Annotated in this window: 16 protein-coding genes; 14 read left to right on the top strand and 2 right to left on the bottom strand. The window is 69.1% G+C overall.

The genetic code is table 11. The features are described from left to right. Positions 1–18: 18 nt before the first annotated feature. The 5 genes from OG226_RS02675 (at position 19) to OG226_RS02655 (ending at position 4,672) form a co-directional block, all read left to right on the top strand. Entirely contained in the window at positions 19–1,362 is a 1,344-nt protein-coding gene (locus OG226_RS02675) for a hypothetical protein (protein WP_329347678.1), read from the top strand. Beyond that, positions 1,359–2,738 (top strand): acyl-CoA reductase, encoded by a 1,380-nt coding sequence (locus OG226_RS02670; protein ID WP_329347677.1) that lies wholly within the window; start codon positions 1,359–1,361, stop codon positions 2,736–2,738. The genes OG226_RS02675 and OG226_RS02670 overlap by 4 nt, the downstream gene beginning before the upstream one ends. A gap of 108 nt (positions 2,739–2,846) precedes the next feature. Continuing rightward, positions 2,847–3,035 carry a hypothetical protein gene (locus OG226_RS02665; RefSeq protein WP_329347676.1) on the top strand — a complete coding sequence of 63 codons (189 nt, stop codon included), beginning with the start codon at positions 2,847–2,849 and terminating at the stop codon, positions 3,033–3,035. Positions 3,036–3,199: 164 nt separating this feature from the next. Next, on the top strand, positions 3,200–4,015 hold the full coding sequence (locus OG226_RS02660) for an SAM-dependent methyltransferase (RefSeq protein ID WP_329347675.1): 816 nt from the start codon (positions 3,200–3,202) through the stop codon (positions 4,013–4,015). A gap of 117 nt (positions 4,016–4,132) precedes the next feature. Continuing rightward, the gene (locus OG226_RS02655; protein WP_329347674.1) at positions 4,133–4,672 is read left to right on the top strand and encodes an AMIN-like domain-containing (lipo)protein; all 540 of its coding nucleotides are present in this window, start codon (positions 4,133–4,135) and stop codon (positions 4,670–4,672) included. A gap of 369 nt (positions 4,673–5,041) precedes the next feature. Here the strand turns inward: OG226_RS02655 and OG226_RS51485 are convergent, their stop codons facing one another. Beyond that, positions 5,042–5,413: a hypothetical protein gene (locus OG226_RS51485; RefSeq protein ID WP_443066855.1), complete on the bottom strand. Its 372-nt coding sequence runs from the start codon at positions 5,411–5,413 to the stop codon at positions 5,042–5,044. Here OG226_RS51485 and OG226_RS51480 point away from each other — a divergent pair. The 9 genes from OG226_RS51480 to OG226_RS02610 all read left to right on the top strand — a co-directional run bounded on the left by OG226_RS51480 (position 5,394) and on the right by OG226_RS02610 (position 15,171). Further along, positions 5,394–5,552 carry a hypothetical protein gene (locus OG226_RS51480; RefSeq protein WP_443066854.1) on the top strand — a complete coding sequence of 53 codons (159 nt, stop codon included), beginning with the start codon at positions 5,394–5,396 and terminating at the stop codon, positions 5,550–5,552. The two genes, OG226_RS51485 and OG226_RS51480, sit on opposite strands and share 20 nt — an antisense overlap. Before the next feature lie 47 nt (positions 5,553–5,599). After that, positions 5,600–6,556 (top strand): dienelactone hydrolase family protein, encoded by a 957-nt coding sequence (locus OG226_RS02645; RefSeq protein ID WP_443066981.1) that lies wholly within the window; start codon positions 5,600–5,602, stop codon positions 6,554–6,556. A 228-nt stretch (positions 6,557–6,784) separates the two neighbouring features. After that, a complete protein-coding gene (locus OG226_RS02640) occupies positions 6,785–7,813 on the top strand; it encodes a LacI family DNA-binding transcriptional regulator (RefSeq protein ID WP_329347672.1) in 1,029 nt (342 codons plus the stop codon). 145 nt (positions 7,814–7,958) lie between these two features. Beyond that, entirely contained in the window at positions 7,959–9,206 is a 1,248-nt protein-coding gene (locus tag OG226_RS02635) for a sugar ABC transporter substrate-binding protein (RefSeq protein ID WP_329347671.1), read from the top strand. A 20-nt stretch (positions 9,207–9,226) separates the two neighbouring features. Then, the gene (locus OG226_RS02630; protein WP_329347670.1) at positions 9,227–10,198 is read left to right on the top strand and encodes a carbohydrate ABC transporter permease; all 972 of its coding nucleotides are present in this window, start codon (positions 9,227–9,229) and stop codon (positions 10,196–10,198) included. Between the two features lie 11 nt (positions 10,199–10,209). Then, positions 10,210–11,034: a carbohydrate ABC transporter permease gene (locus tag OG226_RS02625; protein ID WP_329353303.1), complete on the top strand. Its 825-nt coding sequence runs from the start codon at positions 10,210–10,212 to the stop codon at positions 11,032–11,034. A gap of 85 nt (positions 11,035–11,119) precedes the next feature. After that, the gene (locus OG226_RS02620) at positions 11,120–12,874 is read left to right on the top strand and encodes an amylo-alpha-1,6-glucosidase (RefSeq protein ID WP_329347669.1); all 1,755 of its coding nucleotides are present in this window, start codon (positions 11,120–11,122) and stop codon (positions 12,872–12,874) included. Between the two features lie 129 nt (positions 12,875–13,003). Further along, the gene (locus OG226_RS02615; protein ID WP_329347668.1) at positions 13,004–14,797 is read left to right on the top strand and encodes an RICIN domain-containing protein; all 1,794 of its coding nucleotides are present in this window, start codon (positions 13,004–13,006) and stop codon (positions 14,795–14,797) included. 167 nt (positions 14,798–14,964) lie between these two features. After that, a complete protein-coding gene (locus OG226_RS02610) occupies positions 14,965–15,171 on the top strand; it encodes a hypothetical protein (protein ID WP_329347667.1) in 207 nt (68 codons plus the stop codon). A 29-nt stretch (positions 15,172–15,200) separates the two neighbouring features. Here OG226_RS02610 and OG226_RS02605 read toward each other — a convergent pair whose 3' ends face one another. Further along, positions 15,201–15,830: a TetR/AcrR family transcriptional regulator gene (locus OG226_RS02605; RefSeq protein ID WP_329347666.1), complete on the bottom strand. Its 630-nt coding sequence runs from the start codon at positions 15,828–15,830 to the stop codon at positions 15,201–15,203. Between the last annotated feature and the right edge of the window lie 13 nt (positions 15,831–15,843).

The following is a 15,843-nucleotide window of genomic DNA, read 5'->3' as shown; positions in this document are numbered from 1 at the left end:
CTGATGGAGGTGGTTGCCGTGCCCAGCGCACGTGAGCAGATCCGGGCCCTCGTCCGGTCCGGTGACACATTCGACCAACCCGCCCGGGAACTCCGGGAGTTGCAGCTCGACGCGGCGCGCGAGGCCTTCGCCGAGCACCGCGAGCGCATCCCGCTGCTGCGCACCCGGGCGGAAGAGAGCGGCGTGCACGGGATCGAGAGTCCCGACGACCTCGTGCCCCTGCTGTTCTCCCACACCAGCTACAAGTCGTACCCGCTCTCCCTCATCACCGGCGGCCGGTGGGACCGGCTCCTGCGCTGGTACACGACGGTGTCGGTGGTCGAGCCGGGAGACGTCGACGTCGAGGGCGTGACCGACATCGACGAGTGGACCGACCGCGTCACCGCCGCCGGCCACCGCCCCTACATCACCAGCGGCACCTCCGGGAAGGTCTCCTTCCTCAACTGCGCCACGAGCGACCTGAGTTTCCTGCACGACATCCTGGAGAACCTCACCTGCTGGCCGGCCCCACTGCCGCCCGAACAGACCCGCCGCGGCTACCTCCTCGCACCGGCGAGCGGTCCGATGCGCTCCATCGACGGCTACCGCTGGCACGCGGAGGTCTTCGTCCGGCCCGGCGAGACCCGGCTGCTCACCGAAGACCCCATGCGGGTCTCGGAGTTGATGAGCAGCGCCCTGCTGCGCCGCCGGATGGCGGAGGGCACCGCGACCCCGCAGGAGATCAGCTCCTTCGAGACCGCGTCCGGGGCCCGTGAGGAGGAACTCGGCGCGGCCGTCGCACAGATCGTCGACGACATCGCCGCGCACCGGACCGAGCCGCTGCTGATCGCCGGGATGAACAACCAGCAGTTCACCCTGATCCAGGCACTGCGGGCCCAGGGCGTACCCGACGGGAGCCTCCACCCGGACACGCTCGTCCTGAGCGGCGGCGGCAACAAGAACGGAGTCCTGCCCGATGACTACCAGCAGCAGTTCGCCGCCTTCTACGACGGCGTACGGCGCGTGCGCAGCTACGGCATGACGGAACTCCAGGGCTCCTGCCTCGCCTGCGAGCAGGGCAACTACCACGTGCCGCCATGGGTGATCCCACTGGTCCTGGACGAGCCGGGCGAGAAGCTGCTGAACACCGAACAGGGCTTGGTGGAGGGGCGGTTCGCCTTCCTGGACGTCTCGCTGGAGGGCCGGTGGGGCGGGCTGATCAGCGGAGACCGGGTCTTCGTCGACTTCTCGCCCTGCGACTGCGGCAGGCCGGGCCCGACCGTCCTGCCGGACATCAGGCGCTACGGCGACCTCGGCGGCGAGGACAAGATCACCTGCGCCGCGACACTCGACTCCTATGTGCGGGGGATGATCCACGGATGAGCACCACGACCGACACCGAGGTCGTGCACGTCGTACGCGGCGAGGTCGACCACGGCTCGCCCGTCGCGTACGGCCGCGCCGGATCGGCCTTCACCGCACCGGTCCTCGACCTGGACCGCCTGGTCTGGCCGCGCACCGAACCCGGCCCCGCCTTCCACGTGCCCGTCGCGGAGATCGTCGACCTGCTCGTGGAAACCGGCGAGGCCCTCAAGACGGACCGGGAGGGTCTGCTCGCGGAGGCCCTCGACCGTATGATCCCGGTCAGCCCGCTGCCCGCCGAGATCCTCGAACGCGCCTACGCCCTCCTGTGGCGCAGCTTCCAACGGCCGGGCCTGTACGCCCAGATCGACCACGAACTCGGCGGAGCGGACGTGCTCGACGGCTGGCGCGAGGTTCGCCTGCCCGAGAACCGGACCGCGGCCACCCGCGCGTTCCCGCCGCGCCTGGTGCACATCATCGCCGGCAACGCCCCCGGCGTCGCCGCGATGTCCGTCGTCCGCGGCGCCCTCACCAAGGGCGTCAACCTGCTGAAACTGCCCTCGAACGACCTGTTCACCGCGACCGCGATCCTGCGCACGATGGCTGCGGTGGCCCCCGGCCACCCCGTGGTCCGCTCGTTCTCCGCGGTGTACTGGCGCGGCGGCGACGAGGCGGTGGAGAGCGTACTGTTCCGCCCGCAGTTCTTCGACAAGTTGGTCGCCTGGGGCGGCGAGTCCACGATCCGCGGCGCGCTGCGCTACGTCGGCCCGGGCTTCGAACTCGTCTCCTTCGACCCCAAGACCTCCATCTCGCTCATCGGCCGCGAGGCGTTCGAATCACCCGAGGCCCTTGCCCGAGCCGCCGACGCGGGCGCCACCGACGCCACCTTCTTCAACCAACAGGCCTGCGTGGCCAGCCGCTTCCAGTTCGTCGAGGGCACCTGGGAGGACGCCGACCGCTACGCCGCCCTGCTGCGCGAACGCCTGGGTGTGGCAAGGGAGTTCAGCTCGGCCGACGGCCCCCGGGTCACCGCGGAACTCCGCGAGGAGATCGACGTCCTGCGGTCCATGACACCCGACTACCGGGTGTGGGGCGGCTACGACGGCCGGGGCCTGGTCATCCGCTCGCCCGAACCGGTCGACTTCCACCCCGACGGAAAGATCGTCGACGTCGTCCCGGTGGCCGAGTTGAGGGAAGCGGTCGCGTACGCCGGAGTCGCCACGCAGACGGTCGGCGTATATCCGGACACCCGCAAAGCGGAACTGCGCGATGCCCTCGCCTGCGCCGGCGTGCAGCGCGTCGTGTCCCTCGGCAAGGCGGGCGGGATGCCACCGGGTCTGTCCCACGACGGTTTCTATCCGCTGCAACGGCTCATGCGCTGGGTGAACGACGAGTGACGCGGCGGGTGAAGTGAGGTCGCCCCAACGGAGCTTGGCGGACACGAACAGGGACAACGTCGAGCGACAGGTGCGACTCCCACCCCGTGTCCGATCGACGCGAGTGCCGTGTGCGAAGGACCGTGGGTCGAACGGCGGACGGTCCGGCCGCGGCAACTGGTCACGCTGCTCACGGTGTTGGCGGTCACCGCGGTCACCACCGGCGTGCCGGCCACGAGCCGCCTCACCGGCTGCACCGCCGACGTCGTCTGGACCGGCCTCGCTCCCCGGAACTCGACGATGTCCACAGCGAGTTAGGACCGCACGGTCCGGCGTACAGCCGGACTCGGCCCGTCCCGTGGCCGGCACACCAGTCGGAAGAGATGGACCAGAAGACGTGAACTAGTGGGCTGGAGAAGGGAGTTGGATCGTAGGATGTGGCGCGGATGATCCTCGCCCCGGTTGAAGGACGTACACGACTCATGAGCGATGCCGTGCCGGCGCCCGAGCCGGCGGAGCAGCAGAAGATCGACACGTCGGTGCCGCACTCCGCCCGTATCTGGAACTACTGGCTCGGCGGCAAGGACAACTACCCCGTCGACGAGGTGGCCGGTGACGCGTACACCGAGGTGTTTCCCGGGATCGTCACCATCGCTCGCTCCAGTCGTGGCTTTCTGCGTCGCACCATCGCGTATCTCGTTTCCGAGGCGGGCATCCGGCAGTTCCTGGACGTCGGTACCGGCCTTCCCACCGCGCAGAACACCCACCAAGTCGCCCAGGGGCTCGCTCCCGAGGCGCGGATCGTCTACGTCGACAACGATCCGATGGTGCTCGCGCACGCCCGCACCCTGCTGTACTCCACCGCGGAAGGTGCGACCGCCTACATCGACGCCGACGTGACGGACCCGGACCGCATTCTCGAAGTCGCCGCCAGGACGCTGGACTTCGGTCGTCCTACCGCGCTCATCCTCAGCAACATCCTGGGTCACGTCGCCGACCACGATCAGGCCCGTTCCATCGTCACCCGGCTGATGGAAGCCCTGGCCTCGGGCAGTTACCTCTCCATCAACGACGGGTCGCGCGGCATCGACCCTGTCTTCGAGCAGGCCCAGGACGACTACAACAACAGCGGCGCCGTTCCGTACAACCTGCGCTCCGTTGATGAGATCACCGCGTTCTTCGACGGCCTGGAGCTTGCCGAGCCCGGTGTCGTCCCGGTGACCCGGTGGCGTCCGGAGCCCGGTTCGGGAGCCCCGGAGGTCATTGCCGAGCACGGTGGACTCGCACGCAAGCCGTAACGACCGCGTGAGCCGTGACGACAGGACAGGACAGGAAGAACGGCAGGAGGCGCACAACCTTCCGGAAGGCCGCCGGTCTGAACAGACACACACCAACGCGAGCTACCGGGGGTAGTCATGCGACGGATAGGTACTGCACTGGCCGCGACAGTGCTGGCGGGCGGCGGCCTGTTGGCCGGCACGGTTCCGGCGGTGGCCGCGCCGACGGCCGTGGACTGTGCCGTGACGTGGGGAAGCCTGGACAAGACCGGTGACGCCGTAGCCTCCAGGCGACTGACCGACGTACGGACCGGACAGCACGAGTGCTTCGACCGCTTGGTCTTCGACGCCCAGGGCACGACGGCCGACCCGATCGGCTACACGGTCCGCTACGTGGACGTACTGCACCAGGACCCGAGCGACATCGTGGTTCCGATCAAGGGCGGAGCCATTCTGGAGATCTCGCTGTTCTCCTCGCGCTACGACCCGGCGACCGGACAGCCCTACCCGCCGCTTCCGTCCGTCGACGTCACCGGGTACCGGACCTTCCGGGAGTTCAAGGTCACCGGCGGCTCCGAGGGATACACCCAGGCCGGACTCGGCGTCCGTGCCCGGTTGCCGTTCCAGGTCTTCCAGACGGCCAACCATCTCGTGGTGGACGTGGCTCACACCTGGTGACCCCGTACGGCCCGGGGGTGTGTCTTATGCAGCCATCAAGGTAGCCGCACGCACAAGCCCACTCCCTGCCCGTTTGCGTAGGCCACAGCACTGCGGTGACACTCCCCGGCTATAGCCTGGCGTGTCTGTCGGCGGGGCTCTGAACTGGTCTTATGGGCCGGACGGGGCCCTTCGGCATGCTTCTCATGGCATCTGCGTTCTCCGTGAACAGCGGGACCTGCCATGCAGGGTCTTGGACGCACAGGCTGATCTCGGAGTGCGGACAGACCAAGCGGATGGCCGAGTTGGAAGACGGGCACTGCATGAAACACCCGACGTCGACCCTTGTGGGCGGCCTCGGGGACATCGAGGCGCTGGAAAGACGCCGACTCAAGGGAACCCGCACTTGCTCCGGTGCGGTCGATCGACCTGGACGACGGGTTCCTTCTCCGCTGCGGACTGGCGAAGCGGATCCGGGAAACCCTCCGAGGCCTCCTCGCGGACGGCGGCGATCCCGAAACCCGGATCCGCCTGCTGGCGATCCCACTGCACCAGCAACGTCTTCGGCGTCACCGCGGTACGGAACATCACCGTCAACGGCCTGCCCTGCAGCACCGCCGCTTCCTCCGACGGCACCGTCACGGTGACCCCCGCCTCGGGCAGCGCGATCCGGACCACGGTGGTGCTCTCCACGCTGCTGGGCTCCGTCACCTGCGTGTACCGGGCGCCCAGCCTCGCCGCGGTGAGCTCCGACAGCGCCACCAGCCTGACCTTCACCAACCAGGCGTTCACCAAGTTCTCCGGCTCGGTGCTGTGCGCGGCCAACGGCTACTTCTCGGCCACCTACGCCCCCGTGACCGACAGCAGCGTCGAAGGTGCCCCCGCCGTCTACACCAACTGACAGCGTGCGAGAGGAATCCCGTGAAACTGCTCCGCCCCCGAGCGCTCATGGCGATCCTCGCGATCGTCACCTCGATCGTCCTCGCCCTCATCGGCCCCGCCCAGGCCGCCGCCGGCAACCCCTACCAGCGCGGCCCGGCCCCGACCGAGGCGAACGTCACCGCCGAGACCGGCCCGTTCACCGTCGCCCAGGTCAACGTGCCGTCCGGCAGCGGCCAGGGGTTCAACGACGGCACCAGCTATTTCCCCACGGACACCAGCCAGGGCATCTTCGGCGCGGTCGTCATCATGCCGGGCTTCGTCGCCCCGCAGGCCGAGATCGCCTGGTACGGACCCCGGCTGGCCTCCCAGGGCTTCGTGGTGATGACCCTCGACAGCAACGCGCTGTGGGACTTCCCGACCGACCGCAGCAACCAACAACTCGCCGCGCTCAGCTACTTGACGACCAAGAGCGCGGTGAAGAATGAGATCGACCCCACCCGAACGGCCGTGATGGGCTGGTCGATGGGCGGCGGCGGCACGCTGGAGAGCGCGGCCAGCACCCCGTCGCTCAAGGCGGCCATCGCGCTCGCGCCTTGGGACATCGTCAACGTCGGCGACCAGATCACGGTGCCCACCATGATCTACGGCGCCGACGGTGACACCGTCGCCCCCGTCTCCACCTTCACCCTGCCCGTCTACAACGCCCTGACGAACGGCCGTGACAAGGCGTTCATCGAGATCAGGAACGCCGACCACTTCACCTTCGCCGGCGCCAACACCACGGTCGCGAAATGCAGCATCAGCTGGCTCAAGCGCTTCATCGACAACGACACCCGCTACGACCAGTTCCTGTGCCCGACCCCGAACGACCCCAACACCGTCGCCTTCCAGAACACCTGCCCGATGCAGCCCCCTCCAGGAAGCGCGGCAGGCACGGGCCCTGACGGCCGCCCGTGCCTGCCGCGTTCTGTATGCGGGTCACTCGCGGCCCCGGTCCGGTCGAACCGGTTCGACGGAACCTAGCAGCGCGGAAATCCACCGGCAATACCTGCGGCGGAGGTGGTTGCGGCAGCTCTCCCCGCAGCTCCCTCTGTCGTTCCCCCTGGATTCCAGGGGCGTTACGAGAAGTGCCGCGCGAGGTGTTGACAGCGGCTGGGGTTGTTCCTACCTTCACTTCACGCGAACCGGTTCGATGACCGGCTGTCGCGCTTACGCAACGTCGAACCGGTTCGACCCAGCCAAGGAGTGTCCGTGAACATCGGTGAGATCGCCCGGCGAGCCGGTGTCTCGCGGAGCACCGTGTCCGTCGCGCTGAGCGGTAAGCGCCCGGTGTCGGAGGACACCCGCCGGAAGATCCAGCGCGTCATCGACGAGCTGGGCTACCGGCCCAACGCCAGCGCCCGCGCACTGGCCAACGGCCGGACCAACACGATCGGCCTGGTCTTCCCGCCGGCCGGCAACCACTACACCGGGATGCAACTCGACTTCATCGGCAGCGTGGTGGAGGCGGCCGCCGCCCAGGACTACGACGTACTGCTGTCTCCCAGCGGTGTCGACAGCGACCGTTCGTTCCAGCGGATGCTGGGGGAGCGGCGGGTCGACGGCGCGATCCTGATGGAGATCAGGCTGGAGGACGACCGGGTCGATCACCTGGCCGCCCTCGACTTCCCCTCCGTCGCCATCGGCCGGACCGCGCACCCCGAGGGCACCTGGTGGGTCGGCCTGGACCACACCGCGCTGGCGGCGGCGTGCGTCCACCACCTCGCGGACCTCGGCCACCGCCGGGTCGCCTTCGTCAACCGTCCCGAACAGCTGCTGCGGGCCGGCTACGAGTCCGCCCACCGCGGGCTCGACGGCTTCACCAAGGCCGCGGCCGAACGCGGGCTCACCGTCCGGACGTACTGCTGCGGGGACGACGCCGCGTCCGGCCAGGCCTGCCTGGAACAGATCCTGCACGACGACCCGGCCACCACGGCCCTGGTCACCCTCAACGAGGCCGCGCTCGGCGGCCTGTACCGCGGGCTGTCCCAGGCCGGCCGTCACGTACCGCGCGACTTCTCCGTCACCGGCGTCGTGGCGGGCAGGTGGGCGGAGACGGTGACCCCGCAGCTCACCGCGGCGGACGTGCCGGCGGAGGAGATGGGCCGACACGCCGTCGACCTCCTCGTCGAGCGGCTCGACCACCCCGACGCACCGCCCCGACACCGCCTGCTGGCCCCGCCCATCTCGCTGCGCGCGAGCACAGGGCCCGGCACGCCGTCGTCCACCGAGACCCACTGACCCAGCCCCGCCGCGCACGACCTCCTCACCACGGATCACGGGCACCGCCGTCCCCTCATCGCCGCCGTGGCAGTCCGGCATGCCCGTTTCCCCCGCTCGTCACCCTCCCTCGGCACACCCGTGCCCGAAATCGAAGGAACGCGCCATGCACAGCTCCCTCAGACGGCTCCGCCTCACCGCCGCGACCGTGACCGTCCTCGCCGTCGCGGGCACCGCCACCGCCTGTTCCTCCGGTTCCGGCAGCACCGGCACCAAGGCGGCGGACAGCGGTACTTACACGATCTGGGACCCGTACCCGCAGTTCGACAAGAGCTCCGCATGGGCCAAGCTGCTCGACGCCTGCGGCAGCAAGGCCGGGGTGAAGATCAAGCGGACCGCGTTCGACACCAGCGACCTGGCGAACAAGGCGCTGCTCGCCGCCCAGCAGGACAACTCCGCCGACGTCCTGATCGTCGACAACCCGGTGGTGTCGACCCTGGCCGAGGCCGGCGTCCTCACCACGACCGCGGACAACAAGCTGGACACCTCGAAGGTGAACCCCAACCTCCTCGCCGCCGGACAGGCGGGCGGCAAGACCTACGGCACACCGATCGGCGCCAACACCCTCGCCCTCTACTACAACAAGAAGGTGCTGAAGCAGGCCGGGGTGGACATAGCCACGGTCAAGGACTGGACGTCGCTGACCGCCGCGCTCGCGAAGGTCAAGAAGGCCGGCAAGAAGGGCATCACGTTCTCCGCGATCGGCACGGAGGAGGGCACCTTCCAGTTCCTGCCCTGGTACTGGGGATCGGGCGCCCGACTGACCGCGCTCGACTCGGACAAGGCCGTCTCCGCGCTGACGCTGTGGAAGGACTGGCTGAAGAACGGCTACGCCCCCAACTCGGTCCTCAACAACACCCAGACCACCAGCTGGCAGGAGTTCGCCACCGGCACCTACGCGTTCAGCGAGAACGGCACCTGGCAGCTCGCCAACGCCAAGAAGGCCGGCTTCGACTACGGGGTGATCCCCGTCCCCGCCGCCGACGGCGGCAACGCGTCCGCCCCGACCGGCGGCGAGTTCGTCACCATCCCGGTCCAGGGCAAGACCGACCGCTACGCCACATCCCAGAAGATCGTGACCTGCCTGACCAGCACCGACAACCTCCTCAACACCGACACCACGCTGTCCTACGTGGCCCCCACCACCGAGGTCCAGGACAAACAGGTCGCCGCGAACGCCGAGTTGAAGCCCTGGGTCGACGCGGTCAAGGCCGCCAAGGGACGCACCAGCGACGACCTGGGCACCAAGTACCCGAAGATCTCCGAGCAGTTGTGGAAGGCGGTCCAGTCCGCCCTCAGTGGCGCGCAGTCGCCGAAGGACGCGCTGGCCGCGGCGCAGTCCGCCGTCAAGTAGCCGGGAACCAGAGCCTGTTGATGAGTCACATGACGAAAGTGCCGCACCGGCGGCCCGTGCGCCGGGCCAGTGGGGCGGCCCCCACCGCACCATCCCGGGCCCGGCGTCGTCCCACCTCCCAGCAGTGGGCCGCTTGGGGATTCCTCACCCCGGTGACCCTCTACCTCGTCCTCTTCTACGCCTATCCCCTCTACCGCAACATCGACCTGAGCCTGCGCGACTACACGGTCCGGTCCTTCGTCCAGGGCGACGCGCCCTTCACGGGACTGGCCAACTACCGCACGGTCCTCGACGATCCGACCTTCGCCCCGGCCCTGCTGCACACCGTGGTCTTCACCGTCGTGTGCCTGTTCTTCCAGTACGCCATCGGCCTGGCCCTCGCGGTCTTCTTCAATCAGCGCTTCAGGCTCTCCGCGACCCTGCGGGCGCTCTTCCTCGTCCCCTGGCTGCTGCCGCTGATCGTCTCCGCGTCTACCTGGTCGTGGATGCTCAACAGCGACTCCGGCGTCGTCAACGCCGCCCTGCACGCCGTCGGCATCGGACCGGTCAACTGGCTGACCACACCGGGCTGGTCGCTCGCCTCGGTGATCATCGCGAACATCTGGATCGGCGTCCCGTTCAACCTGGTGGTCCTGCACAGCGGCCTCCAGTCCATCCCCGCGAGCCTCCACGAGGCCGCCGCCCTCGACGGCGCGAACGCCTGGCAGCGGTTCTGGCGGATCACCTTCCCACTGCTCCGCCCGGTGTCCGCGATCACCCTCCTCCTCGGCCTCGTCTACACACTCAAGGTCTTCGACATCATCTGGATCATGACCAAGGGTGGCCCGGCTGACTCGTCCACCACCTTCGCCACCTGGTCCTACCAGCTCGGCTTCGGCAACCTGCTGCCCGCCTTCGGCCCGGGAGCGGCCGTAGGAAACCTGCTCGTGGTCGCCGCCCTGGTGTTCGGCCTGGTCTACGTCAGAGTTCAGCGGAAGCAGGCACTGTCATGAACGGCACTGTCATGAACCGACGCGCCAACCGCACGTGGTGGCAGACGGCCATCGGCGTCCTGCTCACCGCGGTGATGCTCTTCCCGGTCTACTGGATGCTCAACGTGTCCTTCACCCGCGACCAGGACATGCGCAAGAGCCCGCCGGACCTGATCCCCGTGCACGGCACCCTGGAGGGCTATCGCGCCGTCCTGGACCAGCAGTTGCCCTACCTCGGCACCAGCCTCGTCATCGGCCTGGGAACCGTGGTCCTCACCGTGGCCCTGGCCGCGCCGGCGGGCTACGCACTCGCCAAACTGCGCCCGCGCGGTGGCGGCGTGCTCAGCTTCCTCTTCCTGGTCGCCCAGATGATCCCCGGCATCATCATGGCGATGGGCTTCTACGCCATCTACCTCAGCCTCGGCCTGCTCCAGTCGGTGCCCGGACTGATCGTCGCGGACTCCACGCTGGCCGTGCCGTTCGCCGTGCTGATCTTCACCGCGTTCATGTCCGGCATCCCCGGCGAACTCCTCCAGGCCGCGAAGACGGACGGCGCCGGGCCCGTGCGCACCTTCCGGTCGATCGTGCTGCCGATGAGTCGCAACTCCATCGTCACGGTGTCGCTGTTCGCGTTCCTGTGGTCCTGGTCCGACTTCGTCTTCGCCAGCACCCTCGCCAACGGCGGCGCCCACGAGCCGATCACTCTCGGTATCTACCACTACATCGGCAACAACAACCAACAGTGGAACGCCATCATGGCCACCGCCGTCGTGGCCTCACTGCCCGCCACGGTGATCCTCGTCCTGGCCCAGCGCTACGTGGCCGCCGGCGTGACCGCTGGCGCCGTCAAGGACTGACGTCTCCCTGTTTCCCGCTCGCCCGTGTGCCGATCACCCCTGCCCACGTGCCGATCGCCCCTGCTCCAGAAACGAGTCACGCTGCATGACCGCCGCCCCGTCCGGCCCGGCCTTCTCCGTCCACGACATCCCGTTCAGCACGCGCGGGTCATGGTTCGGCATCTCACCCGTGGTGGCGGAGAAGACGTACGCCGAAGACCTGCACCTCGTCTCGCACCAGAACGGCATGCACGCCGTGCTGCGCCTCGTCCCGCTCGACCCGGCCACCGGCGACCGCGCCGTCACCAGCCCGCACGCGACACCGAGCCTGCTCAGCTGGACCGGCGCCGAAGGCCGCACCGACCTCACCTACGAGTCACCGGACACCGTACGGCTGCGCGGTGCCGGGCTCGGCCTGCGCATCGGCGCGGCGGCGGCCGTACTGACCCCGTTCAGCGGCACCTACTTCTACCGCGAACCCGGCACCGGGGCCCACGTGTTCACCTCCTACGAGACCGGCCGCCGCTACCGCGTCACCGTGCTCTCGGGAACCGTGACCGAGGCGTCCGGCACGCAGAGTCTGGGCAGTGCGGCGCGAGGTGTCACGATCGGCGCCGGGGACGGCGCGGCCTGGGAGGTCGCGGTCGAGGAGTACCAGACCGCGCGCCGTCCCTACACGCCCTCGGCATCCTTCGACCAGGTCGTGGAATCCGCGCGCGACGCGTTCGGCGCCTTCGCCGATGCGGTCGCGCCCTGGCGTACGTCGAAGACGCCCGCCGCGGAACTCGCCGCCTACGTGCTGTGGTCCGCGACCGTCCGCCCACTGGGCTTCGTCACCCGGCCCGCGGTGCTGATGTCGAAGCACTGGATGGACAAGGTGTGGAGCTGGGACCACTGCTTCAACTCCCTTGCCCTGGCTGCCGGATGCCCCGCACTCGCCCTGGACCAGTTCTCGCTGCCCTTCGACCACCAGGACGAGACCGGCGCGCTGCCCGACTCGGTGACCCACTCGGAGATCCTCCACAACTTCGTCAAGCCCCCCATCCACGGCTGGGCCCTGCACCACCTGCGCCGACGGCTCCACGAGCCGCTCACCCAGGCCGAGTTGACCGAGGTGTACGACCGGCTGGCCCGCTGGACGGACTTCTGGCTCACCATGCGACGCGCACCCGGGTCAGCCCTCCCGCACTACCAGCACGGCAACGACAGCGGCTGGGACAACGCCACCACCTTCGACCCCGAGCGCGTGATCGTCAGCGCCGACCTCGCCGCGTTTCTCGTCCTGCAACTGCGGGAACTCGCCGCACTGGCAGGTGAGTTGGGGCTGCCGGACGACTTGCGCAAGTGGACCCGAACGGCCGACGCGACGCAGGCCGCACTACTCGACGAACTGTGGACCGGCGACCGGTTCGTCGCCCGCTCGGCGGACAGCGGGGCCACCTGGACCAGCTCCAGCCTGCTCGACCTGATGCCCGTCGTGCTCGGCGAGCATCTGCCCGAGAGCATCGGCGACGCACTGGCCGAGCGCATCGAGGCGCACCTCACCGCGTACGGCCTCGCCACCGAACTGCCCACCTCGCCGCACTACTTGGACGACGGCTACTGGCGCGGCCCCATCTGGGCCCCGTCCACCGTCCTGATCGAGGACGGCCTGCGCCGCGCAGGACATGAGCGCCTCGCGGACGAGATCAGCACCCGTTTCCGCGCCCTGTGCGAGACCTCGGGCTTCGCCGAGAACTTCGACGCCCTCACCGGCGCGGGACTGCGCGACCGCGCCTACACCTGGACCGCCAGCAGCTACCTCCTCCTCGCCGAGGCCCACGAGCTGAGGCGCGCCGAGGCCACGGAGGCCGTCGGCTGACAGACCCCCTGGGCGAGCCGCGCCCAGGAAGTTCCCCCTTCGGGAGACCCGCACATGCGCATATCTCGCTTCCTTTCCCCAGCCGGACGCACCGGCAGACCACCCGTCCCGAGAGGCCGTAGGACCGCCGTGATCGCGGCGCTCCTCGCCTCCTTCGCCGCCGTCACCCTCCCCGCGACCACGGCCCACGCCGCCGACACCTCCGTCACCGTCGACTTCTCCACCGCCGGCGGCGCCCCCACCTACCACGCCTCCGGCATGATCTATGGGATGACCCCGGACGGCTCGCTGCCGCAGGACCACTTCTTCACCGACATCAAGTGGCACTTCATGCGAGCCGGCGGCGCCCAGCTCAACAGCGGCGGCTACGCCACCAGCCTCGCCGACTACCAGACCCGCTGGGCCTCAACTCTCGCCCAGTACAAGCGCACCGCAGCTCTCGGCGGCACCTTCGTCCTCCTGCCGCACGACCTGTGGGGCGCCGACGGCACCACCAGCCAGGGCTGGCCCGGCGACAACGGTGACTGGACCCAGTTCGACGCCTTCGTCACCCAGCTCATCAGTGACGTCAAGGCCAACAACATGACGGTCCAGTGGGACCTGTGGAACGAGCCCGACGGCAGCGGCTTCTGGGGCGCGTCCCAGACGCAGTACCTCCAGATGTGGTCGCGCTTCTACGCCAGGGTACGTGCCGCGTTCCCCTCGCAGCTCATCGTCGGCCCGAGCATCGCGGGCCAGCCCAACTCCTCCAACAGCTGGTGGACGACGTACCTGACCTACGTCAAGGCGAACAACGTCGCCCCCGACATCTACAGCTGGCACGACGAACCCGGTGACCCCGCCACCGACGTCGGCCGCGCCAACTCCACGCTCGCAGCCGCCGGGTTGACCAACACCCGCGCCTACCAGATCAACGAGTACGCCACCCTGTCCATGCAGTCCCCGGGCGGCGGCGCCTGGTTCATCGGCCGCCTGGAGCGCGCCGGCGCCGACGGCCTGCGTGGCAACTGGGCCTCCGGAACCGCCCTGCACGACAACGAGGCCAACCTGCTCACCAAGAACAGCGCGGGCCAGTACCTGCCGCTCGGCGAGTGGTTCATGTACCGCTACTACGGTTCCCAGACCGGCAACATCGTCAAGCTCACCCCGGGCACCGGCACCGACGGTCTGGCCACCAAGGACAACTCGGCAGGAAACGCGAAGGTGTTGCTCGGCAGCAGCGGCAACACGGGTACCGTCACCGTCAATCTGACGGGGCTCAACACCACGTCGGTCGTGGAGAACAGCCAGGTCCGTGCCGTCGTCCAGCGCGTCCCGTACAACAGCGGGGCCGCCGTGACCGGCCCGGAGACCATCGCCGACACCACCCTCACGGTCAGCGGCAACGCCGCCTCGGTGAGCCTCCCTTGGACGAACGCCAAGGACGGCTACACCGTCACGCTGCTGCCCCCGTCCAACGCCACGGTGTCCACGGTCGCCGTCAGCCAGAACAGCGGCCAGTGCCTGGACGACACCGGAGTCAGCACGGCCAACGGCACGCAGTACCAGCAGTACTACTGCGAGGGCGGCTACCAGCAGATGCTCGACCTCAAGCCGGTCACCGCAAAGACCAACACCTACACCGTGGTCGACGAGTTGAGCGGCAAGTGCCTGGACGTCTCCGGCGCCTCCACCACCGACGGTGCCGCAGTCATCCAGTACACCTGCAACGGCGCCGCCAACCAGCAGTTCACCCTCAACCCCGTCACCGCACTCGGCAACACCCACGACTACCAACTGGTCGCCGTCCACAGCGGCAAGTGCGTCGACGTCACCGGCGTCTCGACCACGGCCGGCGCGCAGATACACCAGTGGACCTGCGACGCGGCGAGCGCACTGAGCACCAAGAAGAACCAGATCTGGCGACTGCTCGGCAAGAGCTGACCACGCGCTGAGACCGCAGAGTCGGAACCGACGGACATGCGGTTCCGAGGAGGGAGAGCACCTCCTGTCGGACGTGTGGTGTGCAGTCCCGGGTATCGGTCGGTACGACGAGGTCCTGGGCCGCACACCACACCACCGCAGAAGAAGGCCGAGCCACAGGGGCGTCCATGGCTATGGCTACGGCGACGTCTACGGAAAGGCGGCGGCCCGTTCGCGGGATCGGGTGCTTCTGGTTCGGCGTCGGCCCGACGACCAAGCGCTGCCAGCAGGTCGGCGCGTGTGCGGCTGCCAGTAACGCCGGGATCGTCCGGCGGGACAAGAACGCCGCCGACAAGCGCCTCACTGCCCTCGTCCGCAGGGCGACCGTCGCCTGACCCGCGCCGCCGGCGTCCGGCTCGGGTCGTCAGGGCCGGATCGGTGGCGCACTCATCGCTGCCGTCAGGAACGTGATCGCCCATCGCCGGGCCGCCTCGCCCCCTACCGGGGACACGCAGCCGGGGGAGGGCTGCTGGTGGACCTGGAGGCGGTCGACGGCCGTCACGGCGAAGATTCCCCGCATCCGGAACCACAGCTCCTCCGGGGAAAGGCCGGGCAGTACGCGCGCGAAGGCCGCGAAGTAGCGCTCACGGACGGAGTCCTCGGCCGGGCTGGTCCAACTGCGTGCCTCCTCGGCCGGGTCGCTGAGGATCGTCACGATCAGCCGGGACGTCCGGGCGCCGCCCTCGTCGCCGGCCGGCATCTCGTCGAACAGCGGCCCCGCGAATGCCTCCACCAGTTCGCTGACCGGTGGGTCGGGGGTCCGGGCGAGCAGTATGTCGAGCCCGGCGCACTGGGCGGCGGTGATGGGATCGACCACGCGGCGGACGACTGCCGCCATCAGCTCCGCCTTCGAGCCGAAGTGGTAGCCGACGGCGGCCAGGTTCGCTCCGGCGAGTTTGGTGATCGCGCGGACCGAGGTGCCGCGGTATCCGTGCTCGGCGAAGAGGAGCTCGGCCGCGTCGAGGATCTGGGTGCGGGTGTCTGGGGTCGCCACACGAGGGACTCTA

The sequence above is a fragment of the Streptomyces sp. NBC_01261 genome, from assembly GCF_036226385.1.
GTDB lineage: Bacteria > Actinomycetota > Actinomycetes > Streptomycetales > Streptomycetaceae > Streptomyces.
This window is presented reverse-complemented; position numbering and strand designations above follow the sequence as displayed.